The 25,380-nt window shown below is 73.1% G+C and carries 21 protein-coding genes; 12 read left to right on the forward strand and 9 right to left on the reverse strand.

Annotated elements, in window-relative coordinates; translation table 11 throughout:
* The first annotated feature begins 2 nt into the window (after positions 1-2).
* Positions 3-1,250, forward strand: a complete 1,248-nt coding sequence (locus tag OG488_RS18245) for a cation:proton antiporter (RefSeq protein WP_329230565.1) — start codon at positions 3-5, stop codon at positions 1,248-1,250.
* Between the two features lie 19 nt (positions 1,251-1,269).
* Here OG488_RS18245 and OG488_RS18250 read toward each other — a convergent pair whose 3' ends face one another.
* Complete coding sequence (locus OG488_RS18250) at positions 1,270-2,223, reverse strand: M56 family metallopeptidase (RefSeq protein ID WP_329230567.1); 954 nt, start codon at positions 2,221-2,223, stop codon at positions 1,270-1,272.
* Positions 2,224-2,234: 11 nt separating this feature from the next.
* On the reverse strand, positions 2,235-2,699 hold the full coding sequence (locus OG488_RS18255) for a BlaI/MecI/CopY family transcriptional regulator (protein WP_329230569.1): 465 nt from the start codon (positions 2,697-2,699) through the stop codon (positions 2,235-2,237).
* A gap of 124 nt (positions 2,700-2,823) precedes the next feature.
* On the opposite strand from OG488_RS18255, the gene OG488_RS18260 reads away from it, so the two are divergent.
* The gene (locus OG488_RS18260; protein ID WP_329230571.1) at positions 2,824-3,279 is read left to right on the forward strand and encodes a tellurite resistance TerB family protein; all 456 of its coding nucleotides are present in this window, start codon (positions 2,824-2,826) and stop codon (positions 3,277-3,279) included.
* 69 nt (positions 3,280-3,348) lie between these two features.
* Here OG488_RS18260 and OG488_RS18265 read toward each other — a convergent pair whose 3' ends face one another.
* Complete coding sequence (locus tag OG488_RS18265; protein WP_329230573.1) at positions 3,349-4,416, reverse strand: PucR family transcriptional regulator; 1,068 nt, start codon at positions 4,414-4,416, stop codon at positions 3,349-3,351.
* Positions 4,417-4,718: 302 nt separating this feature from the next.
* Here OG488_RS18265 and OG488_RS18270 point away from each other — a divergent pair, with 302 nt between their 5' ends.
* The 4 genes from OG488_RS18270 (at position 4,719) to OG488_RS18285 (ending at position 14,567) form a co-directional block, all read left to right on the forward strand.
* A complete protein-coding gene (locus tag OG488_RS18270; RefSeq protein ID WP_329230575.1) occupies positions 4,719-5,357 on the forward strand; it encodes a hypothetical protein in 639 nt (212 codons plus the stop codon).
* A gap of 112 nt (positions 5,358-5,469) precedes the next feature.
* Entirely contained in the window at positions 5,470-7,590 is a 2,121-nt protein-coding gene (locus OG488_RS18275) for a flotillin family protein (RefSeq protein WP_329230577.1), read from the forward strand.
* 65 nt (positions 7,591-7,655) lie between these two features.
* Positions 7,656-12,524 (forward strand): DNA repair ATPase, encoded by a 4,869-nt coding sequence (locus OG488_RS18280; protein ID WP_329230579.1) that lies wholly within the window; start codon positions 7,656-7,658, stop codon positions 12,522-12,524.
* A gap of 36 nt (positions 12,525-12,560) precedes the next feature.
* Positions 12,561-14,567, forward strand: a complete 2,007-nt coding sequence (locus OG488_RS18285) for an NAD-binding protein (RefSeq protein ID WP_329230582.1) — start codon at positions 12,561-12,563, stop codon at positions 14,565-14,567.
* Positions 14,568-14,612: 45 nt separating this feature from the next.
* On the opposite strand, the gene trpS is transcribed toward OG488_RS18285, so the two are convergent.
* Positions 14,613-15,671, reverse strand: coding sequence for a tryptophan--tRNA ligase (gene trpS / locus OG488_RS18290; RefSeq protein WP_329230583.1), 1,059 nt, complete (start codon positions 15,669-15,671; stop codon positions 14,613-14,615).
* A 264-nt stretch (positions 15,672-15,935) separates the two neighbouring features.
* The gene (locus OG488_RS18295; RefSeq protein ID WP_267074804.1) at positions 15,936-16,064 is read right to left on the reverse strand and encodes a DUF6126 family protein; all 129 of its coding nucleotides are present in this window, start codon (positions 16,062-16,064) and stop codon (positions 15,936-15,938) included.
* Between the two features lie 160 nt (positions 16,065-16,224).
* Between OG488_RS18295 and OG488_RS18300 the strand changes: the two genes are divergently transcribed.
* The 3 genes from OG488_RS18300 to OG488_RS18310 all read left to right on the forward strand — a co-directional run bounded on the left by OG488_RS18300 (position 16,225) and on the right by OG488_RS18310 (position 18,507).
* A complete protein-coding gene (locus OG488_RS18300) occupies positions 16,225-17,325 on the forward strand; it encodes an LLM class flavin-dependent oxidoreductase (RefSeq protein ID WP_329230587.1) in 1,101 nt (366 codons plus the stop codon).
* A gap of 5 nt (positions 17,326-17,330) precedes the next feature.
* A complete protein-coding gene (locus tag OG488_RS18305) occupies positions 17,331-17,990 on the forward strand; it encodes an FMN reductase (RefSeq protein WP_329230588.1) in 660 nt (219 codons plus the stop codon).
* A gap of 94 nt (positions 17,991-18,084) precedes the next feature.
* Complete coding sequence (locus tag OG488_RS18310) at positions 18,085-18,507, forward strand: universal stress protein (protein WP_329230590.1); 423 nt, start codon at positions 18,085-18,087, stop codon at positions 18,505-18,507.
* Between the two features lie 60 nt (positions 18,508-18,567).
* On the opposite strand, the gene OG488_RS18315 is transcribed toward OG488_RS18310, so the two are convergent.
* Together OG488_RS18315 and OG488_RS18320 are read right to left on the reverse strand one after the other, a co-directional pair.
* Positions 18,568-19,704 (reverse strand): MerR family transcriptional regulator, encoded by a 1,137-nt coding sequence (locus OG488_RS18315; protein ID WP_406463324.1) that lies wholly within the window; start codon positions 19,702-19,704, stop codon positions 18,568-18,570.
* 237 nt (positions 19,705-19,941) lie between these two features.
* Entirely contained in the window at positions 19,942-20,352 is a 411-nt protein-coding gene (locus OG488_RS18320) for a hypothetical protein (protein WP_329230593.1), read from the reverse strand.
* A gap of 70 nt (positions 20,353-20,422) precedes the next feature.
* On the opposite strand from OG488_RS18320, the gene OG488_RS18325 reads away from it, so the two are divergent.
* The 3 genes from OG488_RS18325 to OG488_RS18335 all read left to right on the forward strand — a co-directional run bounded on the left by OG488_RS18325 (position 20,423) and on the right by OG488_RS18335 (position 22,729).
* Positions 20,423-21,343 carry a hypothetical protein gene (locus OG488_RS18325; protein ID WP_329230595.1) on the forward strand — a complete coding sequence of 307 codons (921 nt, stop codon included), beginning with the start codon at positions 20,423-20,425 and terminating at the stop codon, positions 21,341-21,343.
* Positions 21,344-21,508: 165 nt separating this feature from the next.
* Positions 21,509-22,450, forward strand: a complete 942-nt coding sequence (locus tag OG488_RS18330) for an NADP-dependent oxidoreductase (RefSeq protein WP_329230597.1) — start codon at positions 21,509-21,511, stop codon at positions 22,448-22,450.
* Between the two features lie 33 nt (positions 22,451-22,483).
* Positions 22,484-22,729: a DUF2630 family protein gene (locus OG488_RS18335; protein ID WP_329230598.1), complete on the forward strand. Its 246-nt coding sequence runs from the start codon at positions 22,484-22,486 to the stop codon at positions 22,727-22,729.
* Between the two features lie 43 nt (positions 22,730-22,772).
* Here OG488_RS18335 and OG488_RS18340 read toward each other — a convergent pair whose 3' ends face one another.
* A complete protein-coding gene (locus OG488_RS18340) occupies positions 22,773-23,177 on the reverse strand; it encodes an RNA-binding S4 domain-containing protein (protein WP_329230600.1) in 405 nt (134 codons plus the stop codon).
* Positions 23,178-23,315: 138 nt separating this feature from the next.
* Positions 23,316-25,373 carry a PhoX family protein gene (locus OG488_RS18345; RefSeq protein WP_329230602.1) on the reverse strand — a complete coding sequence of 686 codons (2,058 nt, stop codon included), beginning with the start codon at positions 25,371-25,373 and terminating at the stop codon, positions 23,316-23,318.
* Between the last annotated feature and the right edge of the window lie 7 nt (positions 25,374-25,380).

The following is a 25,380-nucleotide window of genomic DNA, read 5'->3' on the forward strand; positions in this document are numbered from 1 at the left end:
CCATGCACGACACGACCGCGCTGCTCGTGGAGCTGGGCTCCGTCATCCTGGGGCTCGGCATCATCGGGAGGTTCGCCGGCCGAATAGGCCTCTCGCCGATCCCGCTGTACCTGCTCGCCGGACTCGCGTTCGGTGTGGGCGGTCTGCTGCCGCTCGGGGCCAGCGAGGAGTTCACCGCCATCGGGGCGGAGATCGGCGTCATCCTGCTGCTGCTCCTGCTCGGCCTGGAGTACAGCGCCTCGGAGCTGGTCACCAGCCTCAAGACGCAGTATCCGTCCGGGGTCGTCGACTTCGTGCTCAACGCGACGCCCGGTGCGATCGCCGGCCTGGTGCTCGGGTGGGGGCCCGTGGGGGCCGTCGCCCTGGCCGGGGTCACCTGGATCTCGTCGTCCGGCGTGATCGCCAAGGTGATGACCGACATGGGACGGCTCGGCAACCGCGAGACGCCCGTGATCCTCGGTGTCCTCGTCATCGAGGACCTCGCCATGGCCGTCTACCTGCCGCTGCTCACCGCGATGCTCGCCGGTGTCGGCCTGGCCGGTGGCAGCATCGCGCTGCTGATCGCCCTCGGGACCGTCGGGTTCGTGCTGTACCTGGCGCTGCGACACGGCCGGCTCATCAGCCGTGCGGTGTCCTCCGACAACCCGGAGATGCTGCTGCTCGTCGTCCTCGGGCTCACCGTCCTGGTGGCCGGGGTGGCCCAGCAGCTCCAGGTGTCCGCCGCCGTCGGCGCGTTCCTCGTGGGCATCGCCCTCTCCGGCGAGGTCGCCGAGGGCGCGCGCAAGCTGCTGACGCCGCTGCGCGACCTGTTCGCGGCCGTCTTCTTCGTCTTCTTCGGGCTGTCCACCGACCCGGCGGAGATCCCGCCCGTGCTGCTCCCGGCGGCGCTGCTGGCGATCGTCACCGTCTTCACGAAGATCGGCACCGGCTGGTACGCCTCCCGGCGCGCCGGGATCGGACCCCGGGGCCGCTGGCGCGCGGGCGGCACGCTGGTCGCGCGCGGGGAGTTCTCGATCGTCATCGCCGGTCTGGCCGTGGCCACGGAACCGCGGATCGGGCCCATCGCGACCGCGTACGTGCTGATCCTGGTGATCGCCGGGCCGCTCACCGCCCGGTGGACGGAACCGGTCGCCACGAAGCTCCAGGCCGCACTGGCCGGGAAGCGGAAGAAGCCGGCCCCCGCGGGGGACCAGCCGATGCCCTCGCACGACGACCTCACACCGGAGCACGCGGGGCGCGACTCCGACTGAGGCGGCCTGAGGCGCCCGCTCAGAGCGGGGTGGCCGCGTGGAGGACGGAGACGAGCGTGACCGTCGCGTTGAGCGACGACAGCGCCGAGGCAGCCGTCCCCGCCGTCGCGGTCACCGCCGCGAGGGCCAGATGCGCCGAGGCCGGGGGCCAGAGTCCGGCCGGGGGCTCCGGGTCGAGCAGCGCAGCCACCCGGCGGGGTACGGGGCCCGCCGCCGCGAAGGCGGGGAGCACGGCGGGGCCCGGCGGCCGGTGCGAGACCAGGGCCGCCGTGCCGACCGCCGTGGCGACGGCCCGGCGGCTGCCGACCGCGTGCGCCGCCTCCTCGTCCGCCCAGCGTTCGGTGCTGTACGCCACGGCCGTGCGCAGGGGCAGGAGGAACGGGTTGGCGCGTGCCGCCAGCTGCGTCACCAGCAGATAGCGGTGGTGGCGGCCTGTCAGGTGCGCGCGCTCGTGGGCGACGAGCGCCCGCCGTTCGCGGGCGCCGAGGCACTCCAGCATCGCCGTGGAGACGACGACCCGGCCGCCGCGCCCGCGCCCGCCCGGGAGGGCGTACGCGTACGGGTCGGGCGACGGGACCACCGCGAGGTCCCCGCCGTCCCCCGGTCCGGCCGGCGGCGGCAGGGCGCGGGCCGCGCGCGCCCGGGTCCTGGTGTGCCGCAGCAGGGTGGAGCCGCAGGCCACCAGCACCGCTCCCAGGACGACGATGGCGATCGGTCCGGTCTTCTCCTCGTACGGCAGCGCGGCGCGCACCTCGGGGTCCGACCAGCCGTCGGGCAGCGGGTTGCCGGGGAGCTGGGCCGTGCCCACGACCATGAGCAGGGCCAGGCACAGCGTGCTGCACAGGGCCAGGGTCGAGCCCACGACGGCCAGCAGGCGGGTGGCGCTCCTGGGGTGCAGATGCTGTTCGGCGAGACGCGCCATGGGCAGTGCGGTCAGGGGCAGGACGAGTGGCAGGTAGACGAAGACGCCCATCGTGGTGGCTCTCAGCCTTCCGGCGCGGCGGAGTCGTCGGGCCCGCCGGGACCCTCCTCGGCGTCGGCGTCCTCGGCCGCGCGGGAGAGCAGCGCGCGGAGCCGTGCCTCGTCGCCCGGGGAGAGCGCGGAGACGAAGCGCGCCAGCACGGCCTCCCGGTCGCTCTCCCCGTCCAGGACGCGGCGCATCCGCAGGGCGGCGAGACCCGCCACGTCGGACGCCGGGGTCCAGACGTAGGAGCGGCCCTGCCGGGTGCGGGTGACCGCCTTCTTCGCGTGGAGGCGGGAGAGGATCGTGATCACCGTGGTGTAGGCGAGGTCGCCGTCGAGGTGCTCCTGGACCCAGCCGGCCGTCGCGGGGCCGCCCGCCGAGCGCAGCACGGTCAGGACCTGGGACTCGAGCTGCCCCTGGCCGCGCCGGGGCAGCCGGGGGCCGTCCTGGGTGCCGTCGCCGTCCGTACCTGTGGGCCTGTTCATCCGCCGCATCCTACTGAGGGGCCGTAGAACTGCCTGTCGGCCGCCGTCCATCCGTCGTTCTTCTACACCGCTGTAGAGTTCCAGTGGTTCCCGCACCACAGGCAACGCAACGTATGGAGACGTCATGGCCCTTTGGGATCGGATCAAGGAATCCGCGTCGACGATGCAGACGCAGCTGGAGGCGAAGAAGAACGACCTCAAAAGCGGGGCGTTCCGGGACGCGAGCATGGCCATGTGCGCCCTGGTCTCCGCCGCCGACGGCACCATCGACCCGTCCGAGCGGCAGCGCGTCGCCTCCCTGATCGCCACCAACGACGTCCTGCGGAACTTCCCGGCGGACGACCTCCAGCGCCGGTTCAACGCGTACGTGGACAAGCTGACCGCGGACTTCGCCTTCGGCAAGGTCAGCGTGCTCCAGGAGATCGCCAAGGCGAAGAAGAAGCCCACCGAGGCGCGGGCCGTCATCCAGATCGGCATCGTCATCGGCGGCGCCGACGGCGACTTCGACAAGTCCGAGCAGGCCGTCGTCCGGGAGGCCTGCTTCACGCTGGACCTGCCGCCGCACGAGTTCGACCTGTAGGACCGGCCGCCCGGGGCGTACGGGCCGGGCCCTCGGCCCGTACGCCCCGGGGTTCCCTCCCGCGCGGGGTCAGAGCTCCTTCGCCGGCCAGTCCAGCAGCCGGGCGCCGATCACCGCCGTCTGCAGGGTGTAGCGGTGCATCGGATCGGACGGGTCGGAGCCGGTCAGCTGGTGTATCCGCTCCAGGCGGTACGTCAGCGCGCGAACGCTCAGCGAGAGCCGGCGGGCCGTCTCGGCCGCGACACAGCCCGCGTCGAAGTAGACGGACAGCGTCCGCAGCAGCGGTTCCGCACCGCCCCGCGCCTCTCTGAGCGGACCGAGCTCACTGCGCACCAGATCGGCCATCGCCTGACGGTCCCTGGTCAGCACGGGATAGACCAGCAGATCGGCGGCGTACAGCACGGGGTCGTCGAGCCCCATCCGCTGCGCGAGCTCCAGGGCGTCGAGCGCCTCGTCGTACGAGTGGACCACCCCGCCGGGCCCACGGTGCGGGCGGCCGATGGCGACCTGGCCGCCGTCCGTCGCGGCATGGGCCTGTTTCGCGAAGTACCGCAGGACGTCCGGCTGGCTGCCCGGGGCGATGCACACGAGACGTCCGTCCTTCGTCGTGAGCAGGATCTTCCGGCCCCCGAAGCGGGCGAGCAGGGCCGCCTCCACGCTGCGCGGCACCGCATCGGACTCGGTGTACGCGTCGGGGCCCGACGCCACCGCGACGGCGTGGGCCCGGGAGAGCCGCAGCCCGAACCGGGTGGCCCGCTCCGCGAGCCTGCCCAGGTCGCTGCGCCCGTACAGCAGGTCGTCGATGAACTCGCGCCGCGCGGCCTCCTCGCGCCGCACGGTGAGGCGCTGGGCGCGCTCGAAACCCTCCGCGAAGGCGTCGACCGCCTGCTCCACGGCCCCCAGCACGGCATCGGTGGCGGAGGTCCCCGACACGGCGCGCGGCCAGGCGGCACGGGTCTCCGAGAGATGGCGGTGCACCAGGGCCCGCAGCTGGTGCCCGGCCTCCGCGGCCTCACGCCCGAGGGCCCGCCGCTCCTCCAGCTCGTCCCGGGTGAGCCGGCGGCCGGACTCCGCCACCTCGGCCAGGACACGGGCGTACCCCTCCAGGAACCTCTCGGGGATCTCCGGCTCCGCCACGGCGAACTCCTCCGTACATGATCAGCACTGTCACCCCGTCAACGCATGAGGAGGGGTGCCGGTGCCCGGCAGCCCCTGCCCGTGAAGGCTGCCGGATTCCGGCAATGCGCCCGGACGGCCCCGGCTGGCACGATTACTTCAGCAACACACGGGGGAAACACGGGGGTTGCGGGGGAACACGGGGGAAGGAACCGGTTGCCGCAGGGCCGTTCGCGGTGCTGCGGCACCGGTGCCCCGCGCCGCCCGCCGCCGCCCCGCCTCCCGGGACCGTACAGCGTGTCGCGTCGCAGGGGGTGGGCCGGATGACCGAATTCCTTTCCGCAGCAGTCGCGTTCCCGGCCGTGGTCTTCTGCGCCGCCCTGGTCGTCGTCATCGGCTTCTGGCTGCTGGTCCTGTTCGGGGCCGCCGGGCCGGACTCCTTCGACACCGACCTCGACAGCGAGGCGGTCGGCTTCGGCGGGGTGCCGGTCTCCGTCTCGGTGTCGCTGTTCGTCGTCCTCGCCTGGTTCACCGGCCTCACCGGCTCGGTCCTGGTCCTCCGCAGCGGAGCGACCGGCACCCCGCGGGCCGCACTCCACCTCGCCGTCCTGGCGGGTGCGCTTCTGATCGCCTGGGGGGTGGTCCGCATGCTCGTACGCCGATTCCGCCGGTTCTTCCCCGCGGAACCTCCTCCGTCGCGGGAGGATTTCTTGGGCCAGGTCTGCACGATCCGTACGGGGTCCGTCAGCACCGACTTCGGGCAGGCCGAGGTCGCGGCGGCCGACGGTTCGACGGCCATCGTGCAGGTGCGCCAGCCGCTGCGGCCGTCCGCACCGGCCGACGTGTTCACCTCCGGCAGTACGGGGCTGCTCTACGCCTACGACGCCGACGGCGAGTTCTTCTGGGTCTCGCCGTACGACGCGGCGCTCGCCCCGAGGCCGCTGCCCCGCACCGCCGGCTGACCCTCCTCCTTCCCCCTTTCCGGGCCCTCGGGCCCGTGGTTCCGCATGCCGAGCGGGGCCCTCCTCCCTCTTCGTACGCCCGCGTACGTCCCACCAGCCGTCAAGGACCGACATGGATGCCATCTCCTGGGGCATCGGCGTGCTCGTCGCCGTTGTCCTGCTCATCACCATCGCTCTGGGCTTCGTCATCACCCGGCTCTTCCGCAAGGTCGAGCAGGGGAAGGCGCTGATCATCTCCAAGACCAAGAAGGTCGACGTCACCTTCACCGGCGCTGTGGTGCTCCCGGTGCTGCACAAGGCCGAGACCATGGACATCTCGGTGAAGACAATCGAGATCCGCCGTACCGGCCGCGAGGGCCTGATCTGCCAGGACAACATCCGCGCGGACATCCACATCACCTTCTTCGTCCGGGTCAACAAGACCGTCGAGGACGTCATCAAGGTCGCGCAGGCCATCGGCACGGAGCGCGCCAGCGACAAGGCCGCCATCCAGGAATTCTTCGCCGCGAAGTTCTCCGAGGCGCTCAAGACCGTCGGCAAGCAGCTCGACTTCGTCGACCTCTACACCAAGCGCGAGGAGTTCCGGGACCGGATCATCCGGGTCATCGGGACCGACCTGAACGGCTACCACCTCGACGACGCCGCGATCGACTTCCTGGAGCAGACGCCTATGGCGCAGCTCGACGGCGCCAACATCCTGGACGCGCAGGGCATCCGGAAGATCACCGAGCTGACGGCGATCGAGCACGTGCGGACCAACGAGTTCCAGCGCACCGAGCAGAAGGAGATCACCCGTCAGGACGTCGACGCCCGGGAGACCATCCTGGAGCTGGAGCGCCGGCAGTCCGAGGCCGAGATCAAGCAGCGCCGCGAGGTCGAGACGCTGCGGGCCCGCGAGGAGGCGGCCACCGCCCGGGTGCAGGAGGAGGAGCGGCTCGGGTCGCAGAGCGCCTTCATCCGCACCGAGGAGCAGCTCGGCATCCAGCGGGAGAACCAGGCCCGCGAGGTCGCCGTCGCCCAGAAGAACCGCGAGCGGGTCATCGCCGTGGAGAACGAGCGCATCGAGAAGGACCGGCTGCTGGAGGTCATCGGGCGGGAGCGCGAGACCGAGCTGAACCGGATCGCCGCGACGAAGGAGGTCGAGGCCGAACGCCGTGAGGTCGCGGACGTGATCCGGGAGCGGATCGCCGTGGACCGCACGGTCGCCGAGCAGGAGGAGTCGATCCTGACCCTGCGGTCCGTCGAGGAGTCGGAGCGCACCCGCAGGTCGGTCATCATCGCGGCGGAGGCGGAGGCCCAGGAGAAGCTGGTCAAGGACATCAAGGCGGCGGAGGCCGCGGAGGCGGCGGCGGTGCACCTGGCCGCCGAGCAGCTGACACTCGCGGACGCCCGGCTGAAGACCGCCGACCTCGACGCACGGGCGAAGCTGCGGCTCGCGGAAGGCGTCCAGGCGGAGACCGCCGCCGCGGGGCTCGCGGACGTCCGGGTCCGGGAGGCCGAGGCCGAGGTCACGGAGAAGGCGGGCCGCGCGGAGGCACTGGCGACGGAGGCCCTGCTCAAGGCGGAGGCGGAAGGCGCGCGCCTCAAGGCCCTGGCGGTCGCCGAGGGCACGCAGGCCCAGGCCGCGGCGGACGCGGCCGTGATCGGCGGGAAGCTGAAGGCCGAGGCAGAGGGGCTGAGCCGGAAGGCCGCGGCGATGGCGGCACTCGACGACGCGTCACGCGGACACGAGGAGTACCGGCTGCGGCTGGACGCGGAGAAGGCAATCAGGCTCGCGGAGTTCGACGTCCGGCGCCAGGTGGCCGAGGCCCAGGCGAAGGTCCTGGCGACGGGACTGGAGCACGCGGACATCGACATCGTGGGAGGCGACTCCGTCTTCTTCGACCGTCTCGTGTCCTCGATCTCGCTCGGCCGGAGCGTGGACGGGTTCGTGGAGAACTCGAAGACCGCGCGGGCACTGGCCGGTCCGTGGCTGGACGGCACGTCCTCGTTCACGGACGACCTGACCCGGGTGCTGGGGTCCTTGTCGACCGGGGACGTCCAGAACCTGACGGTGTCGGCGCTGCTGACCCGGCTGATGCGGTCACCGGGGGCGGCCTCGGGCCCGCTGCAGCAACTGCTCGCCGCGGCGGAGGAGCTGGGACTGGCGGGGACGACGGTGTCGTCCCTGGCGGGCGCGGGAGCGCCTTCGTCGAACGGGACGGCCCCGCACAACGGAACGGCCGTCGTCTAGCCGGCAGGTGCCTGGCCCGCAGCCGGCCCGGACAGTGGAACGACATCTCACAGGGAGCCTCACCCATGGACCGCGACCTCACCCTGACCGAAGCCGACGCCGATGCCTACGAGGTGCTCCGGCGACGGCTCCGGGACCAGGCCGACGAGCTCGTCCGGCGGGCGGAAGCGCTCAACACCCGGCGGACCGAGGAGTTCGGCTCCGCCGGGCTGCGCCTGCTCGCCACCGAGCAGGTGCGCACGGAGGACGCCTCGGTGGCCCGCGACCTCGTCGCCGTGGGCGGGCGGCTGCTGTTCGGGTTCGAGCGGGGGCCGGGTGCGCGCGGGGACACCGGGGTGGGCGAGGTGCTCGCACTCCGCGGACCCGGCCTGGAGGAGGCCGACGAGGGGATCCTGGACGACGAGGCGTTCGTGCGGGAGTTCGTCTCCCTGCACCGGTACTACCGCGACGCCCGGCTGCTCCGGCTGCGCCGGGTCAACGGCCGCCTGCTGGCAGTCTTCCGCACCGGTGAGACCGCCGAGGACATCCGTGTCCTGCGCTGGGCGCTGGGCCCGGACGGCGCGCCCGGCGGCTTCCTGGACGCCCGCGGCGACCGGGACCACGTGTTCCCGCCCTCGCACGACTTCGACTGGATCCCTGCCGGGCGGGACGCCCACGTGCCCGGCAGGCACCCCCACATCGCGGTCCTGGACACGGTCTTCGTCGACACGCTCGGCGGCACCCTCACCGTCAGGACCGTCGACGACACCGAGTCACCTGGCGGGATCCACGAGGAGCCGGTCGACGAGCCGCTGCAGTCGCTCGCGGACGCCGCCGTCGAGTACGCCGTGGCAGGACCGCTGATCCTGCTGCGGGTGCGCCCGTACAAGGAGGACGCCTGGCGCCACCTGGTCTTCAACACGCTGCTGTCCGACGTGCGGCGCCTCGACGCGATCGGCCCGTCCTGCCACCGCCTCCCCGAGGACCAGGGGATCATCTTCCCCGGCGGCTTCTACCTGACGACCGGCACCGCCAGGACCTTCGACACCGCCGAGGAGCTCACCGACCCCGTCTTCGAGGACGCCGTCCGCTCGCCGAACGGCGAGGACGTGCTGTACGTCTTCCGGTCCCGGGACGGGAGCCGCACCCTGCTCCTGCCGTACAACGTGATCCGCCAGGAGGTCGCGACCCCGCTGGCCGGCCGGGGCCACGCCCTGCTCGACGACGGGACGCTGATCCTCCTCAAGGGCGGCGAGGACGGTCCGGGGCGGGTGCACCCGCTGCAGCGCTGGCAGACCCCGTACGTCTCCGACATCCATGCCGCCTCCCGTCCCGCCGGGACGGGCCCGCTCGCCCGGACCGGCAACGCCGACCTGGTGCGCGGGATCTCCGACTGCCTGGCCCTGGCGCACGGCGTACGGGACATGACGCCGACCGGCGCCGTCCACCGCAGGCTCGTCGAGGACTGCGCCCGGGCGGGCGACCGCTACCACTGGCTCGCCGATCCCGAACTGGGCTCGTTGGCCGAGCCGCTGGAGGAGCTGCGGGCCACCGCCCGTCAGATCCTGGACGAGCTCGAGACGGTCCAGGAGCTGACCGGGCGGGCCTCCCTCGCCCTGGACGAGGCGTCCGCCTCGCTCACCGCGCTCGTCCGCCGCGTCCGGGGCGAGGCCCCGCGTTCGGCCGCCGCCTGGGTGGGGTGCCTCACCGAGCTCCGGCAGGCGCACGGCCACCTGTCGACGCTCGCCGGGACGCGGTACGCCGACACCGACCGCATCGCCGTGCTGGAGGAGGAGACGGCACGGGATCTGGAGTCGGCCGCCCAGCGGGCGGTCGCCTTCCTCGCCGGGAAGGACGCCTTCACCGGCTACCACCAGGACCTCGCGCGCATCACCGCCGACGCCGCCGGTCTGGAGACCGTCGCCGAGGCCTCGGCCGTCGGGGACCGGCTGACGGAGATCACGGACGGCCTCGCGAACGTCACTGACGTCGTCGCCGGGCTGGACATGGGCGACGCCACGGTCCGTACGTCGGTCCTGGAGCGGATCGCCGAGGTCATGGGCGGCGCGAACCGCGCCCGCGCCACCCTCGACGCCCGGCGCGGGGAGCTGGTGTCCCACGAGGGGCGGGCCGGGTTCGCCGCCGAGTTCGCGCTCCTCGGGCAGGCCGTCACGGGCGCGCTGGGCTCGGCCGACTCCCCTGAGGCGTGCGACGAGCAGCTGGCCCGGATCCTGCTCCAGCTGGAGAACCTGGAGTCCCGCTTCGCGGAGTCCGACGACTTCCTCGCACGGCTCGGCGAGCGCCGTACGGAGGTGTACGAGGCGTTCTCGGGCCGGAAGCAGACCCTCCAGGACGGCCGGGCCCGGCGTGCGGAGCGCCTCGCGGGGTCGGCGGTCCGGGTCCTGGAGACGGTGTCGCGGCGGCTGGCCGGTCTGGAGGACCTGGACGCCGTCCACACCTACTTCGCTTCCGACCCCATGGTCGCCAAGGTCCGCCGCACCGCCGACGAGCTCCGCGCCCTCGGTGACCCGGTGCGCGCCGGGGAACTCGACGGGCGGCTGAAGTCGGCCCGGCAGGAGGCGGGCCGCGCCCTGCGCGACCGGAGCGAGCTGTACACGGACGGCGGCGCCGTGATCCGGCTGGGCCGCCACCGCTTCGCGGTGAACACCAGGCCCTTCGACCTGACCCTCGTCCCCTCCGGGGAGGGCGTCGCCTTCGCGCTCACCGGCACCGACTACCGCGCGCCGGTCACCGCCCCGGAGTTCGAGGCGGCCCGCGCCCACTGGGACCGGACGCTGCCCTCGGAGTCCGCGGACGTCTACCGCGCGGAGCACCTGGCCGCCCGGCTCCTGGAGGAGCACGGCGCGGACGCCCTGGCCGGGGCGGATCTCGCCCCGCTCGTGCGGGAGGCCGCGGCGGCGGCGTACGACGAGGGGTACCAGCGGGGCGTCCACGACGAGGACGCCCTAGCCGTCCTGACCGTCCTGCTGCGGCTGCGCGCCGGAGCGGGCCTGCTCCGCTTCCCGTCCTCGGTGCGGGCGGCGGCCCAGCTCTTCTGGGCGCACGGGGCCGACGACGCCCTGCGCGCCTCCTGGGCGCGTCAGGCCGGCTCGCTGGCGCGTGCGCGTGACACGTTCGGGCTCGCACCCGCCGTCGCCGTCCTCCAGAAGGAGTGGGCGGTGGCGATGGACGCGGAGGACACCGTCGCCGAGTACCTCTTCGAGGAGCTGGCCGGCGGGTCCGGTGCGTTCGTCACGAGCGCCGCAGCCGTGACGTTCCTCGACACGTTCCGCCGTGCGGTGGGCACATCGGCGTACGACGACGACCTGGCAGCACTCTCCGACGACCTCCCCGCCCGGCGCCGGCTGGTGGAGGGCTGGCTCTCCTCGTACGCCGCCGCGAGCGGCTCGGACACCGACGCCGGGGACCTCGCGGAGGCGGTCGCCGTGGAGCTCTGCCCGGAGCTGGAGCGCTACGACTGCGACGCGCCGCTGACCGCGACCGTGGAGGGGCTCCTGGGTGACCACCCGCGCGTGGTGCGGGGGCGGCTTCCGGTCCGGCTGGACGAATTCCTCTCCCGTACCGCCGGCTTCCGCACCCACGCCGTGCCGGGTTTCCGCGCCTACCAGCGGCTGCGCACCGGTCTGGTCGCCGCCGAGCGCGCGCGGCTGCGGCTGGACGACCACCGGCCGCGTGCCATGCCGGCGTTCGTCCGCAGCCGGCTGCTGGACGAGGTGTACCTGCCGCTGATCGGCGACAGCCTGGCCAAGCAGCTGGGCACCGCCGACGCGGACCGGCGCACCGACTCCCAGGGCCTGCTGCTGCTCGTGTCGCCGCCGGGCTACGGCAAGACGACGCTCATGGAGTACGTCGCGGAGCGGCTCGGGATGATGCTGGTCAAGGTCAGCGGCCCGAACCTCGGTCACGACGTGACCTCGCTCGACCCGGCCCTGGCACCCGGCGCGACGGCCCGCAGGGAGGTCGAGAAGATCAACTTCGCCTTCGAGTCGGGCAACAACACCCTGCTCCACCTGGACGACATCCAGCACACCTCCCCCGAGCTGCTCCAGAAGTTCATCCCGCTCTGCGACGCCACCCGGCGCGTCGAGGGGGTGCGGGACGGGCAGCCGCGCAGCCACGACCTGCGGGGGAAGCGGTTCGCCGTGGTCATGGCGGGCAATCCGTACACCGAGTCCGGCGCACGCTTCCGCATCCCGGACATGCTCGCCAACCGGGCCGACGTCCGGAATCTGGGCGAGGTCCTGAGCGGGCGGGACGAGGTCTTCGCGCTGAGCTTCGTCGAGAACGCGCTGACCGCCAACCCGGTGCTGGCTCCGCTCGCCGGCCGGTCCCGGAGCGACCTCGACCTGCTCGTGCGCCTGGCATCCGGCACGGACCCCTCGGCCCGCGCGGACCAGCTCGAACACCCCTACTCGCCGGCGGAACTGGAGCGGATCGTCTCCGTCCTGCGCCATCTGCTGACCGCCCGGGACACCGTCCTCGCGGTGAACGCGGCGTACATCGCCTCGGCGGCACGGACCGACGCCACGCGCACCGAACCGCCGTTCCGCCTCCAGGGCTCGTACCGCGACATGAACAAGATCGTGGAGCGGATCGTGCCGGTCATGAACGACGCCGAGCTCGCCGCCGTCGTCACCGACCACTACACGGCCGAGGCCCAGACGCTCACCACCGGCGCCGAGTCGAACCTGCTGAAACTGGCGGCCCTGCGGGGCACACTCACACCGGAACAGGCCGGCCGCTGGGCGTCGGTCACCTCCTCGTACGTGCGCACACAGGCCCTCGGCGGCCCGGACGACGGTCCCGCCGCCCGCGCGGTCGGGGCGCTGGGGCTGCTCGCCGACCGCATCGCCGCCGTCGAGACGGCCATCGAGCGCGCGGCCGGTCCGCGCCGTCTCCTCGCCGCACCCACGTCCCGGCGCAGGGAGATCTGACGCCCCCGGAAGATCCGCACGGAAGGAGCACCAGGCATGCTGGGTGCCGTGTCCTCATTCCCTCAGCAGCCCCAACGTCCCCCGAACGTCGGCCACATGGTGGTCTGCGGCGACGACACCCTCGCCCGCCGGCTCGCCGTGGAGCTGCGCTACGTGTACGGGGAGCGGGTCACGCTGCTCGTCCCGCCGGGCCGTGACACCGGCCGCCCGGAGCTTCCGCTGACCCAACGTGCCCGTGCGGGAGCCCTGTTCGGGCGGATGTCCGCCGCGATGAACCGCAACGGGGTGGCCGGCGGGAACGGGGACACGAACGCCGGGGTCGAGGCCGTCCGCATCATGGAGGCGCACGAGCCCACCGACGACGTGCTGGAGGAGGCCGGCGTCGACCGCGCCGCCGCCCTCGCCCTCGTCTACGACGACGACGAGCTCAACATACGCGCCGCCCTGACGGCCCGGCGGCTCAATCCGCGCCTGCGCCTCGTCATCAGGCTCTACAACCGCAAGCTCGGCCAGCATCTGGAGACCCTGCTCGACCAGGCCGCCGCCGTCTCCATGCCCGGACTCGACCCGGCGGCGCTGGACTCCTCCACCACCGTCCTGTCCGACGCCGACACCGCCGCACCCGCCCTGGCCGCCACCGCGCTGACCGGCAGCAGCAAGGTCATCCAGGCCGAGGGCCTGCTCCTGCGCGCCGTCGAACGCACCCCGCCCCGGCCGGGCGAGCTCGCCGACCCCGGACTGTGCACCCTGGCCCTGCTCTCGGCCACCAGCCAGGACCCGGCCGGCGCCGAGGGCTCCGACAGCAGCGGCGAGGAGGGCCCCCAGCTGCTGCCCGACCAGGCGACGGTGAACGCCGCGACGGGCCGGGGCACGGTCGTCCTGGAGGCCATCAGCCAGGCCGGGCCCGACCGGGCGCCCACCCGCATGGGCGGCAGGGGCGCACCGCTCGGCCAGGTCTTCTCGCGGAGGCTGCGCTGGTCGGCGCTGGGCGTCGCGGCGGCCGTGGTCGCCCTGGCCGTCGCCTCGGTGATCACCACCGGGGACAGCCCGCTGCACGCCGCCTATCTGACCCTGCTCGACCTGCTGGCCATGGGCGACCCCGCAGTGGAGGACAAGGACTCCTCGTCCCGCCAGGTCATCCAGCTGCTCTCCGGCATGGCCGGACTCCTCCTGCTGCCCCTGCTGGTCGCCGCCGTCCTGGAGGCGTTCGGCTCCCTGCGCACCGCGTCCTCGCTGCGCCGCCCGCCGCGCGGCCTGTCCGGCCACGTGGTCCTGCTGGGACTCGGCAAGATCGGCACCAGGGTCCTGGTGCGCCTCCGTGAGCTGGACATCCCCGTGGTGGTCGTCGAGGAGGACCCGGAGGCGCGCGGTATCCCGCTGGCCCGCAGCCTGCACGTCCCGACCGTCCTGGGCGACGTCACCCAGGAGGGCGTCCTGGAGGCCGCCAAGATCCGCCGGGCCCACGCGCTGCTCGCCCTGACCAGCGTCGACACGACCAACCTCGAAGCCGCGCTGTACGCCCGCTCGGTGAAGCCGGACCTCCGGGTGGCACTGCGCCTGTACGACGACGAGTTCGCCACCGCCGTCTACCGCACCCTGCGCACGGCCCACCCCCAGGCCCTGACCCGCTCCCGCTCGGTGTCCCACCTGGCCGCCCCGGCGTTCGCGGTCGCCATGATGGGCCGGCAGATCCTGGGGGCCGTCCCGGTCGAACGCAAGGTGATGCTCTTCGCGGCCCTGGAGGTGGCGGGCCACCCCCAGCTGGAGGGCCGGACCGTCGAGCAGGCGTTCCGGGCGGGCGCCTGGCGGGTCCTGGCCCTGGACGCCACCCCGCCGGCCGACCGCCGCCCGGACCTCGCCGCCGTACCGCCGTACGACCCGCTCGACCCGACGTCGGCCGGGGCCCCGGACCGGCCCTCCGGCCTGGTGTGGGACCTGCACCCGGGCTATGTGCTGCGGCCCGAGGACCGGGTGGTGATCGCCGCGACCCGGCGCGGACTGGCCGAACTGCTGCGCGGGCAGCGGGCGATGACCCGGCGCTGAGCGGCGGCGCCTGGCCGCCGCCCCGGGCCCGGCCGGTGGCCCCGGCTAGCGGAGCGTTCCCATCGCCTCCCGCACCTCCTGGAGGGTCGCCTCGGCCACGGCGTTCGCCCGCTCGTTCCCGGCGCGCAGCACCTCCCGCACGTAGCCCATGTCCTGGGCGTACTCCGCCCGCCGGGCGCGGATCGGCGCCATGCGGGCGTTGACGGCCTCCGTCACGGTCCGCTTGAGACCGGCCGCGCCGCTGTCCCCGATCTCGTCGGCGAGCTCGTGCGGATCGCGGTCGAGGCAGAGCGCGGCGAGCAGGACCAGGCTCGACACCCCGGGCCGCAGCTCGGGGTCGTAGGTGATGCGGCGGTCGCCGTCGGTGGTCGCGCCCTTGATCAGCCGGGCGGTCTCGTCCGCACCGGCGCCCAGGGCGATGGAGTTGTTCCGGCTCTTGCTCATCTTGGTGGCGTCGGTGCCGAGCAGCAGGGGCGCGGCGGAGAGCAGTGCGTCGGGTTCGGGGAAGACGGGCCCGTACCGCTCGTTGAAGCGCCGGGCGACGGTGCGGGTGATCTCCAGGTGCGGCAGCTGGTCCTGCCCCACGGGCACGAGGTTGCCCTTGCAGAACAGGATGTCGGCGGCCTGGTGCACCGGGTAGGTGTACATGAGACCGCTGACGGAGGACTGCCGGGAGTGCGCGATCTCGTCCTTCACGGTGGGGTTGCGTCCGAGCTCCGCGACGGAGACCAGCGAGAGGAACGGCAGCATCAGCTGGTTGAGGGCCGGGACGGCACTGTGGTTGAACACGGTGCTGCGGGCGGGGTCGATCCCGATGGCGAGGTAGTCCAGGAGCAGCCCCTCCACGTGCTCGGTGAGCCGCTCGGCGACGTCCCGGTCGGTGAGGACCTGGTAGTCGGCGACGAGGACGAAGACGTCCACGCCGAGGTCCTGGAGCCGTACCCGGTTGTGGAGGGTGCCGAAGTAGTGCCCGAGGTGCAGGGCCCCGGTGGGCCGGTCGCCGGTGAGGACACGGAAGCGGCCGGGGTCCTCGGCGAGCTGCCGCTCCAGTTCGGCGCTGCGGCGCGCGGCGGGAGTGACGGGCAGGTCGGTGGTCGTGGTCACGGGGCTCTCCTCGCTGGTGGTGTACGCGTGGAGGACGGCCCGCCGTGGGGCACCGGGGCAACAGGAAGGGCCGTCCGACGATCGAACGGCCCTGGTTCCGCGCAGGTGGGGTGGCCGCTCCTAGGAGGAGCGCCACCAGGCACGGCACGGTACGGAGGTCATGCGGTGAGTCTAGCGCGCACCGGCCCCCGGGGACCGGGAACGACGGCTCGGACCGGTGCGCCGGAGCAGTGCGCGCAGGGGCAAGGACCGGTCACGCATCCGCTACCGGTCGGCGTGGCCGCCCACGTAGAACAGGAGCATGACGAAGCCGGCGAAGAGGTGCGTCGCGAAGACGTAGACGAAGACGCGCAGCAGGACGCCGCGCTCCTTCCACCGTTCGCTCTCGCTCATCGGCCACTCCCTCGTCCGGCGGCCCGACGGGCGCCCTCCTCAGGGTACGCAGCCCTGCCGGGCGCCGGTCCGGAGCGGGCGGAATAGGGAAGGGGGGTGCTCCGTTGTAGGGTGTGTTCACATAGTTCAACGTTCAACCAAAACTTTGGAGGCGGGCACCATGCAGTTCGGGATCTTCACCGTCGGGGACGTCACCACCGACCCCACGACCGGGACGACACCGAGCGAGAACGAGCGGATCAAGGCGACCCTCGCGATCGCGCTCAAGGCCGAGGAAGTGGGCCTGGACGTCTTCGCGACCGGCGAGCACCACAACCCGCCGTTCGTCCCGTCCTCCCCGACGACCACGCTCGGCTACGTCGCCGCCCGCACCGAGAACCTGATCCTCTCCACCTCCACCACGCTGATCACCACCAACGACCCGGTGAAGATCGCCGAGGACTACGCCACGCTCCAGCACCTGGCCGACGGCCGCGTCGACCTGATGATGGGCCGCGGGAACACCGGGCCGGTCTACCCGTGGTTCGGCAAGGACATCCGTCAGGGCATCCCGCTCGCGATCGAGAACTACGCGCTGCTGCACAAGCTGTGGCGTGAGGACGTCGTCGACTGGGAGGGGAAGTTCCGCACCCCGCTGCAGTCCTTCACCGCGACCCCGCGCCCGCTGGACGGCGTCCCGCCGTTCGTCTGGCACGGCTCCATCCGCTCCCCGGAGATCGCCGAGCAGGCGGCCTACTACGGCGACGGGTTCTTCCACAACAACATCTTCTGGCCCATGGAGCACACGAAGAAGATGGTCGACCTCTACCGGCGCCGCTACGCCCACTACGGCCACGGCACCGCCGAGCAGGCCATCGTGGGCCTCGGCGGCCAGGTGTTCATGCGGAAGAACTCGCAGGACGCGGTACGGGAGTTCCGCCCGTACTTCGACAACGCGCCGGTCTACGGGCACGGACCCTCCCTGGAGGACTTCACCCAGCAGACCCCGCTGACCGTCGGCTCCCCGCAGGAGGTCATCGAGCGGACCCTCTCCTTCCGCGACGAGGTCGGCGACTACCAGCGCCAGCTGTTCCTGATGGACCACGCGGGCCTGCCGCTCAAGACGGTCCTGGAGCAGCTCGACATCCTGGGCGAAGAGGTCGTGCCCGTCCTGCGCAAGGAGTTCGCCCGTCTGCGCCCGGCCGGAGTGCCGGACGCCCCCGTCCACCCCGCGGTCGCCGCCGCCCGAGCGGCCGCCGCCGCGGACCCGAAGGAGCTCTGACCACCGTGCGGACCACCGCCCCCCTGAAGATCGTCGCCGTCGCGGCCGGGCTCAGCAGCCCCTCGTCCACCCGGCTGCTGGCCGACCGTCTCGCCGAGGCCGCCCGCGAGCGGCTCACGGCCGACCAGGACCGCCGGGTCGAGGTCCAGGTCGTCGAGCTGCGCGATCTCGCCGTCGACATCGCCAACCACCTGGTCACCGGCTTCCCGCCGGCCGGTCTGAAGAAGGCCTTGGACGCGGTGACGGGGGCGGACGGCCTGATCGCCGTGACGCCCGTGTTCACCGCCTCGTACAGCGGGCTGTTCAAGTCCTTCTTCGACCTGGTCGACAACACCGCGCTGACCGGCAAGCCCGTCGTCATCGCGGCGACCGGCGGGACCCCCCGGCACTCGCTGGTCCTGGAGCACGCGATGCGCCCGCTCTTCGCCTACCTGCGGGCGGTCGTCCTCCCGACCTCCGTGTACGCGGCGTCGGAGGACTGGGGCTCGCACGGCGACGAGTACACCGAGGGACTGCCCGCCCGGATCCGGCGCGCGGGAGGCGAGCTCGCCTCCGCCGTCACGGGACGGACCGTCTCCGGCGCCTCGCGGGCCCTCACGCTCGACGACGGCGAGGACGCGGTCGTCCCGTTCGCCCAGCAGCTGGCGGATCTGCGGATCAGCTGACCGCACCGTCGGGGGTCGACCCGGCCCCCGATGTCCGTCTTGATTACAGTTACTCCCTGTATGCCGTACATGTTCCTACGCACTGGAGGCAGACATGGGCAGGATCGTCGTGGGCGTCGACGGATCGGACGCCTCGATCAAGGCGCTGCGCTGGGCCGTACGCCAGGCCGAGCTGACCGGCGACACCGTCGAGGCGGTCAACAGCTGGGAGTACCCCGCGACCGGCTGGGCGTCCATGATGCCGGGGATGCCGGAGGACTTCGACCCGCAGGCGGTGGCGACCGTGGCCCTCAACGAGGCACTGGAGGAGGCCCTCGGCGGGGAGGGAGCGGCGGCGGTCGAGAAGATCGTCGTGATCGGCAACCCCGCCCAGACCCTGCTGGAACGCTCCCGGGGCGCGAACCTGCTGGTCGTCGGCGCCCGCGGCTACAGCGGCTTCAAGGCGACACTGCTCGGCTCGGTCAGCCTCCACGTCGCCCAGCACGCCACCTGCCCGGTCACCGTCGTCCGCGACTGAGCCCCGGACGGAGAACCTTCCGCCCGGGGCCCGTGTGCGGGACCCGGGCGGGGCGCGAGGTCAGAGGGCGACGACGTCGGCCACGACGCAGGACACGTTGTCCGGGCCGCCCGCCTCACCGGCCAGGGCGACCAGGGCGTGTACGGCCGCGTCCGGACCGTCCGCCGCGACGACAGCGCGGGTCAGGTCCGCCGCGCCCACGACCGCCGACAGCCCGTCCGAGCAGAGCAGATAGCGATCGCCCGGCAGGGTGTCGTGCAGCCGGACGTCCGGGCCGGCCGGCGTCGCCTCCCGGCCGCCGGTCAGGGCCCTGAGCAGCATCGCGCGCTGCGGGTGCGACGCCGCCTCCTCCTCGGTCAGCGAGCCGTCGTCGATCATCGACTGCACCAGGGTGTGGTCGTGCGTGATCCGAAACAGCTCGCCGCCCCGGAGCACATAGGCCCGGGAGTCCCCGATGTGCACCAGACCCAGCCGCTCCCCGGTCCACAGCAGGGCCGTGAGCGTGGTCCCCGACTCGGCCGGGGCGCCGTCACCACCCACCGTCTCCCGCACCGCCCGCGCGGCGGACTCCGCCGCTTCGTGCAGGACACCGAGCAGGTCCGCCGCGTCCACCGCACCGCGCGCGGCCGGTTTCAGCGCGTCGACGGCGGCCACACTCGCGCCCGCACCGCTCGCCCCGAACCCGTCGGCCACGGCGAGCAGCCGCGCCCCGGCGTACGCCGTGTCCTGCTGGGAGGTCCGCACCGCACCCGGGTGGGCCAGCGCCGCGTAACGGATTCCCAGGGTGACCGGCCCCCGGCCGGTCTCGTTGCCGTTCGACATTCCGGCGTTCTCCTTCGCTGTCAGATGGCCGACGAGGAAGGACGCGAGCTCCCGGCGGGCGGCCGTCTCGGCCTCCACCCGCGCCCAGTAGGCGCGGACCTCCGCGGCGGCCGCGCCGTCGTCGAGCACCACCACCTCGGCGATCCGGGCGAGCGGCATCCCGATCCGGCGCAGCCACGCGACCAGCCGTGCCGTCTCCGCCTGCGTCCGGTCGTAGTACCGGTAGCCGTTCACCGGGTCGACCAGTACGGGGCGGAGCAGCCCCAGCTCGTCGTAGCGGCGCAGGGCCTTCGCGGAGAGCCGGGACAACCGCGCGAACTCCCCGATCGTCACCAGCTCCGCCCGCCCGGACACCCTGCCCCCGTCTCGCACCACAGCCTCCTCGTACCGGACGGATGCGCCCGGCACCGCCGATGCTGGGGCTTCCCCCGCCGGGAAGGTCAACCGCCCATCTTCCTTGCCGGGGGTGTCGAGGGCGGACACGACACGGCCACGATGGCACGGTGCGCGGCGGTCGCGGGGCGAATCGCGCGAAGCGGGGCGGAACGGCCGGGCGCGGCCGCCGGACGGGATCCGGCGGCCGCGCCTCTCTCCCCGGCGGGGACCGCCGGGTCAGTTCTCCCGCGTGTAGTAGACGTAGAACATCGTGAAGAACATCCCCGCGCCGACCACCAGTCCGAGCAGGCCCGACGCCAGCACGCTGTTGCCGTTCAGGCTGTAGAGGAAGCCGACGGCACCACCGGCCAGCACGCCGAACCCGGCGGCGCGCAGCTCGCGCGGCAGGGCCCACCGGATCTGCACGAGGGCGTAGCAGAGCACCGCGAAGGCAACCCCGGAGATGACACCGAGCCAGATCTGCCCGCCGGTGGTCGCTCCGCCGTCCCGCTTGATGAAGAAGGCCCAGAAACCGAGGATCACGCCCAGCGCGAGGGGCGTCGCCCAGGCGAGCGGGGTGTGGCCGTGGCGTGCGGGGGCGGGGGCACGCGCTGGTCGGCGCGTCGGCATCGTTGCGTGTGTGGCCATGGCGCACAGCTCCTTCCGTCGCCCCCGTGTTCCTCCAGCGCACACCCGGCCGGGCCACCCGGCAACTCGAATGGCGTACGGTCCGCAGCGCGGCGCCCCCGGACGGGATTGGCTGGTGCCTGTGCGGAACTGTCTCTCGGTGTCCCTGTCCGCGGTACTGCTCGTCCTGCTGGCCGTGCTGGTGCCGCTGAGCGCGCTCTCCGCCTGGGTCGACCTGGAGCTCGACGACACCGACCGGTATCTCGCCGCCGTCTCCCCGCTGGCCTCCGACGAGGACGTGCAGGACACCGTGGCCACGCTGGTCACCGACGAGGCCATGAAGAACATCGATGCCGGGCCGCTCCAGGAGACCGTCGAGAAGTTCCTGCACGAGACCGCCCTGTCGTTCACGACGACCGAGGCCTTCCAGCGTGCCTGGGACAGCGCGAACCGCACGGCGCACCAGGCGGTGACCGACTCGCTGCACGGGGACGACGGGCAGGCCGTCACCATCGACCTGGCACCGGTGATCGAAGAGGTCAAGAAGGAGCTGGTCGGCAGCGGGGTGCCGTTCGCCGATCAGATCCCGGTCCGGGAGACCTCGATCACCGTGCTGCCCGCCGACCGCGCCGACGACCTGCGGTCCTCCTTCCAGTGGCTGAGGTATTGCAGCGTCTGGCCGGCCGTCGGGACGGTGGTGCTGCTCGTCCTGGTCCTGGGCCTCTCCCTCGTACGCGGCGGGCTGCGGGCCTTCCTGACGACCGCGGCCGTGGTGGGCGGGGGTCTCGTGCTCGGCGCGGCCCTGCTGCGGATCGCCGTCGCCGTCGGCCGCGACCGGGTGCTGGACGAGGTGCCGGGCACCGACCGGGACGGGGCCGCCGCGGTCTTCGACGCCCTGACCTCCTCGCTGCGGACGACGGCGTGGATCGTGCTGCTCGTGGGCGCGGTCCTGGTGGTCGGCGGCATCGTGGCACGGGTCGTGGCGGTCCGCCGAGGCAGGGCCCCGGTGTGAGCGGCGTGGCCGGCCCGCTCGTCCCGCGAAGCGGCGGGGCCGCCCCGCGCGTCCCGCGGGCCCTCCTCAGCGGCTGATCCCGCGTCCCGGCCCGACATGCGCGGGTGCGGGGGCCGGGCGACAGTGGGATGCGTGAGAGCCGGGGGCGACTGAGAGGTCTGCCGTATGCGAGCCATCGCTGTCAGCGCGTTCCGTGCGGAGCCCTGTCTCGTCGAGGTGCCGAAGCCCGGCCCCGAGGCGGGCGAGGTGCGGGTGAAGGTCGAGTACGCGGCGCTGAACCCGCTCGACTGGCAGACCGCCGACGGCCCGCCCGACAGCGCCGGCCCGCATGTGTTCCCCCTCGTCCTGGGCACCGACTTCGCGGGACGCGTGGACATGATCGGCAGCGGTGACAACAGCTTCCGGGTCGGCGACCCGGTCTTCGGGCGGGTCACGGCCCCGCCCCTGGGGAGGTGCGGGGCGTACGCGGAATACGTGTGCGTCCCCCAGGACTCCCCGATCGCCCTGGTCCCGCGCGACATGCCGCTGCGGATCGCGGCGGCGCTCCCGTCGTCCGGGACGACCGCCGCGCAGATCCTGTCGAGCACCGCCGTGCGCAGCGGGCTGAGCCTGCTGGTCGTCGGGGCGACGGGCGGCGTCGGCAGCTTCCTGACGCAGCTCGCGGCGGCCCGCGGCACCGGCGTCGTCGCCGCCGTGCGGGGGGACGAGAGCCGGCGGATGGGGGAGCTCGGCGCCACCGCCACCGTCGACACCACGGCCGGCGCCGAAGCGCTGGAAGCGGCGGTGCGCGGCCTGTACCCGGACGGCGTCGACGCGCTCGTCGACCTCGTCTCCACGGACTCGGCGTCGTTCGCCTCGTACGCCTCGCTCGTGCGCGACGGCGGGGTCACGGTCACCACCCGGGGCGCCCCCGCGCCCCCCGGGGTCGCCTGGACCGACTTCCGGCTCGCCCCGAACGCCGGGCTGCTGGAGGAACTGGCCTCGGCGGTGGCCCGCGGGGAACTGGACGTCCCCGTCGACATGGAGCTCCCGCTGGAGAAGGCCCCGCAGGCGCTCGCCCAGAACCGTGCGGGCGGGGCGCGCGGCAAGACCGTCTTCGTCATCTGACAGGGGCGAAGGACACCGGACCGGGAGAGGCTCATGGCCGACCAGGACATCTTCGAGAACATCGACCGGCTGATCGCCGAGGAGCGCACCCTGCGCGCCCGTTCCACCGCGGAGCTGGGCCTCTCCTCCGAGGAGCAGTCACGGCTGCGCGAGATCGAGGTGCGGCTGGACCAGTGCTGGGACCTGCTGCGTCAACGGCGCGCGCTCGGCGAATACGGCGAGGACCCCTCGGAGGCCAGGGTGCGCCCGGCCTCCGAGGTGGAGGGCTACCAGAGCTAGGGCCGGGGACGGCCGGAGCCGCCCGACCCCGCCCGACCCCCGTCTAGACGGGGTCGGGGCCCCGCCCCTGGAGGCGTTCCATCTCGCGGCGGTCCCGCTTGGTCGGGCGCCCCGTGCCCCGGTCACGGACCGGGACCTGGATCGCGGCCTCGCGGGGCGGCGGGGGCGGGCTGTTGTCGACGAAGCACTCCGCCGCGACCGGCGGGCCGACACGCTTCTTCACGATCTTGGAGACGACGACGATCCGGTCCCGGCCCGCGTGCCGCAGCCGCACCTCGTCGCCCGTACGCAGGGCCTGGGCGGGCTTGGCGCGCTCGCCGTTGACCCGGACGTGTCCCGCACGGCAGGCGGCAGCCGCCTGCGACCGGGTCTTCGTCAGCCGGACCGCCCAGATCCAGGCATCGACCCGGACACTTCCCTCCGCCTGCGGCGCCTCACCGGAAACCATGCGTCCGACTCTAATGCGGTGAGGCGCCCCGGACGGGGTCAGGAACCGAAGTCGCCGATGACCTCGGAAGTCGTCCGCCCCCGACGGAGGACTTCAGGACCCGCGCTCCCTGCCCACGTCCGGAGGAGGGCTTCCGCTTCAGACCCCGACGTCGCCGCCGTCCTTGCGCCACACAGCCACGACCGACGGCCGGACGATCCTGCCCGGCCCGTCCGGCCAGGCGCTCGCCGGCTTCTCCACGGACGCGCCGTCGACCTCGCCCGGGTGCTGCACGGCGACCAGCACGCGGCGGTCCTGGATCACGGGTCCGCAGGTCTCGGCCCCGGTGGGCACGGTCAGGAACTGCTTGAGCTCTCCGCGGCGCTCGCCCTGCGTGGCGACCCCGAACAGCCCGTCGTGCGAACCGAGCTGATTGCCGTCGGTGGAGATCCACAGGTTGCCGTGGTCGTCGAAGGCGACGTTGTCCGGGCAGGAGATGGGGCTGACCTTCTCCTTCGGGAAGCCGGAGAAGTACGTCGACGGGTCCTCCGGGTCACCCGCGACGAGGAAGAGACGCCAGGCGAAGCCGTCGCCCGCCGGGTCGTCCCAGTGCTCCGCCAACTCCAGTATCTGGCCGTGCTTGTTGGCGTTGCGGGGGTTGGCCTCGTCCGCGCCGGCCTTGCCCGCCTTGCCGCGGTCGGTGTTGTTGGTGAGGGCGATGTAGACGCGGCCGGTGCGCGGCGAGGGCTCGACGTCCTCGGGACGGTCCATCTTCGTGGCGCCGACCTTGTCACCGGCCAGACGGGTGAAGACGTAGACCTCGTCGGCGGTCATGCCCGGCACGTGCGAGGTGTCGCCGGTGGCCAGCGGGATCCAGACGCCGCTGCCGTCGAACTCCCCGTCCGAGGGAAGCCTGCCCGTGCCGTCGAACTCGGCTGCCGGGGAGTCGCCCGTCAGCTTGGCGACGTACAGCGTGCCCTCGTCCAGCAGGGTGAGGTTGTGCTCCCGGGCGGCCCGGGAGTCGCCCTTCTTCATCCGCTTGCTGGAGACGAACTTGTAGAAGTAGTCGAACCTCTCGTCGTCCCCCATGTAGACCACGGGGCGGCCGTCCGCGGTCAGCCGGGGCTGCGCCGCCTCGTGCTTGAAGCGGCCGAGCGCGGTCCGCTTGCGCGGCGTGGAGTCGGGGTCGTAAGGGTCGAGTTCGACGACCCAGCCGAAGCGGTGCGCCTCGTTGGGCTCCTGCGCCAGGTCGAAGCGCTTGTCGAACCGCTCCCACTTGCGCTCCGTCCCGGCCGTGCCGATGCCGTAGCGCTTGTCGGTGTCGCTGGAGCCGTTGGCGAAGTACTGGTTGAAGTTCTCCTCGCCGTGCAGCGTGGTGCCCCACGGAGTGGTGCCCCCCGCACAGTTGTTGAGGGTGCCGAGGACCCTGCTGCCGGTGCGGTCGGCGGAGGTGCGCAGCAGCGGGCTGCCCGCGGCCGGTCCGGTCACCCGGAACTCGCTGGTCGCGGTCAGCCGGCGGTTCAGCGGGTGGCGGTTGACCGGGGTCAGCCTGCCGGTGCGGTTCTCCTCCTGGACGACGACCACGGAGAGTCCGTGCGCCGCCCAGGCGATCTCGACCTGCTCGCGCGTCGGATTGGCCGGATCGTAGCCGCGGAACATCAGGATCTCGTCCGTGTACTCGTGGTTGGCGACCAGCACCTGACGGCCGCGCTCACCCTTGAGCGGGAGCAGGGAGAGGAAGTCGTTGTTGTAACCGAACTGCTTCGCCTGCGCCTTCGCCGACTGCTTGTCCGGGTCGAAGGCGGGAGCACCGCGCAGGATCGGTTCGCCCCAGCGGATCACCACGTTCTGGCCGTACCCCTCGGGGATCGTGACCTTGTCGTCCTTGTTGGGGGCGACGGCCGCGAAGCGCAGGCCCCGGGCACCCGAAGGAGTGGGCTTCGGCCTGCCCCCGGGGCGTCCCGCGAGAGGTGCGGCGTCGGCGCGCGGGGCTGCCGGACCACCGAGCGCGGCGGTTCCGGCGGCCGCGACGGTCACCACGGCGGCGGCCCGCATCATCGACCGGCGGGACAGGGCACCGGCGATGATGTCGCCGGCGTACTCGTTGTCGCTGGTGTTCGGCGTCTCCTGGAAGCAGGCGTCACCGCAGCGGTAGCGGCAGGTCAACGCTGAGCGCCCGCCCGGGTGCGAGCCGATGAGCGGCAGCAGTTCGCGCACGTTTTCG

The sequence above is a fragment of the Streptomyces sp. NBC_01460 genome (assembly GCF_036227405.1).
Classification (GTDB): Bacteria; Actinomycetota; Actinomycetes; order Streptomycetales; family Streptomycetaceae; genus Streptomyces.

Bases quoted from the DNA above. Each gene is read 5' to 3' on its own strand.
- OG488_RS18280 (WP_329230579.1), top strand. From the start codon at position 7,656: ATGGACCGCGACCTCACCCTGACCGAAGCCGACGCCGATGCCTACGAG.
- OG488_RS18310 (WP_329230590.1), top strand. From the start codon at position 18,085: ATGGGCAGGATCGTCGTGGGCGTCGACGGATCGGACGCCTCGATCAAG.
- OG488_RS18300 (WP_329230587.1), top strand. From the start codon at position 16,225: ATGCAGTTCGGGATCTTCACCGTCGGGGACGTCACCACCGACCCCACG.
- OG488_RS18285 (WP_329230582.1), top strand. From the start codon at position 12,561: ATGCTGGGTGCCGTGTCCTCATTCCCTCAGCAGCCCCAACGTCCCCCG.
- OG488_RS18325 (WP_329230595.1), top strand. From the start codon at position 20,423: ATGGCGTACGGTCCGCAGCGCGGCGCCCCCGGACGGGATTGGCTGGTG.
- OG488_RS18330 (WP_329230597.1), top strand. From the start codon at position 21,509: ATGCGAGCCATCGCTGTCAGCGCGTTCCGTGCGGAGCCCTGTCTCGTC.
- OG488_RS18340 (WP_329230600.1), bottom strand. From the start codon at position 23,177: ATGGTTTCCGGTGAGGCGCCGCAGGCGGAGGGAAGTGTCCGGGTCGAT.
- OG488_RS18255 (WP_329230569.1), bottom strand. From the start codon at position 2,699: ATGAACAGGCCCACAGGTACGGACGGCGACGGCACCCAGGACGGCCCC.
- OG488_RS18245 (WP_329230565.1), top strand. From the start codon at position 3: ATGCACGACACGACCGCGCTGCTCGTGGAGCTGGGCTCCGTCATCCTG.
- OG488_RS18320 (WP_329230593.1), bottom strand. From the start codon at position 20,352: ATGGCCACACACGCAACGATGCCGACGCGCCGACCAGCGCGTGCCCCC.
- OG488_RS18250 (WP_329230567.1), bottom strand. From the start codon at position 2,223: ATGGGCGTCTTCGTCTACCTGCCACTCGTCCTGCCCCTGACCGCACTG.
- OG488_RS18275 (WP_329230577.1), top strand. From the start codon at position 5,470: ATGGATGCCATCTCCTGGGGCATCGGCGTGCTCGTCGCCGTTGTCCTG.
- OG488_RS18260 (WP_329230571.1), top strand. From the start codon at position 2,824: ATGGCCCTTTGGGATCGGATCAAGGAATCCGCGTCGACGATGCAGACG.
- OG488_RS18295 (WP_267074804.1), bottom strand. From the start codon at position 16,064: ATGAGCGAGAGCGAACGGTGGAAGGAGCGCGGCGTCCTGCTGCGCGTC.
- OG488_RS18270 (WP_329230575.1), top strand. From the start codon at position 4,719: ATGACCGAATTCCTTTCCGCAGCAGTCGCGTTCCCGGCCGTGGTCTTC.
- OG488_RS18335 (WP_329230598.1), top strand. From the start codon at position 22,484: ATGGCCGACCAGGACATCTTCGAGAACATCGACCGGCTGATCGCCGAG.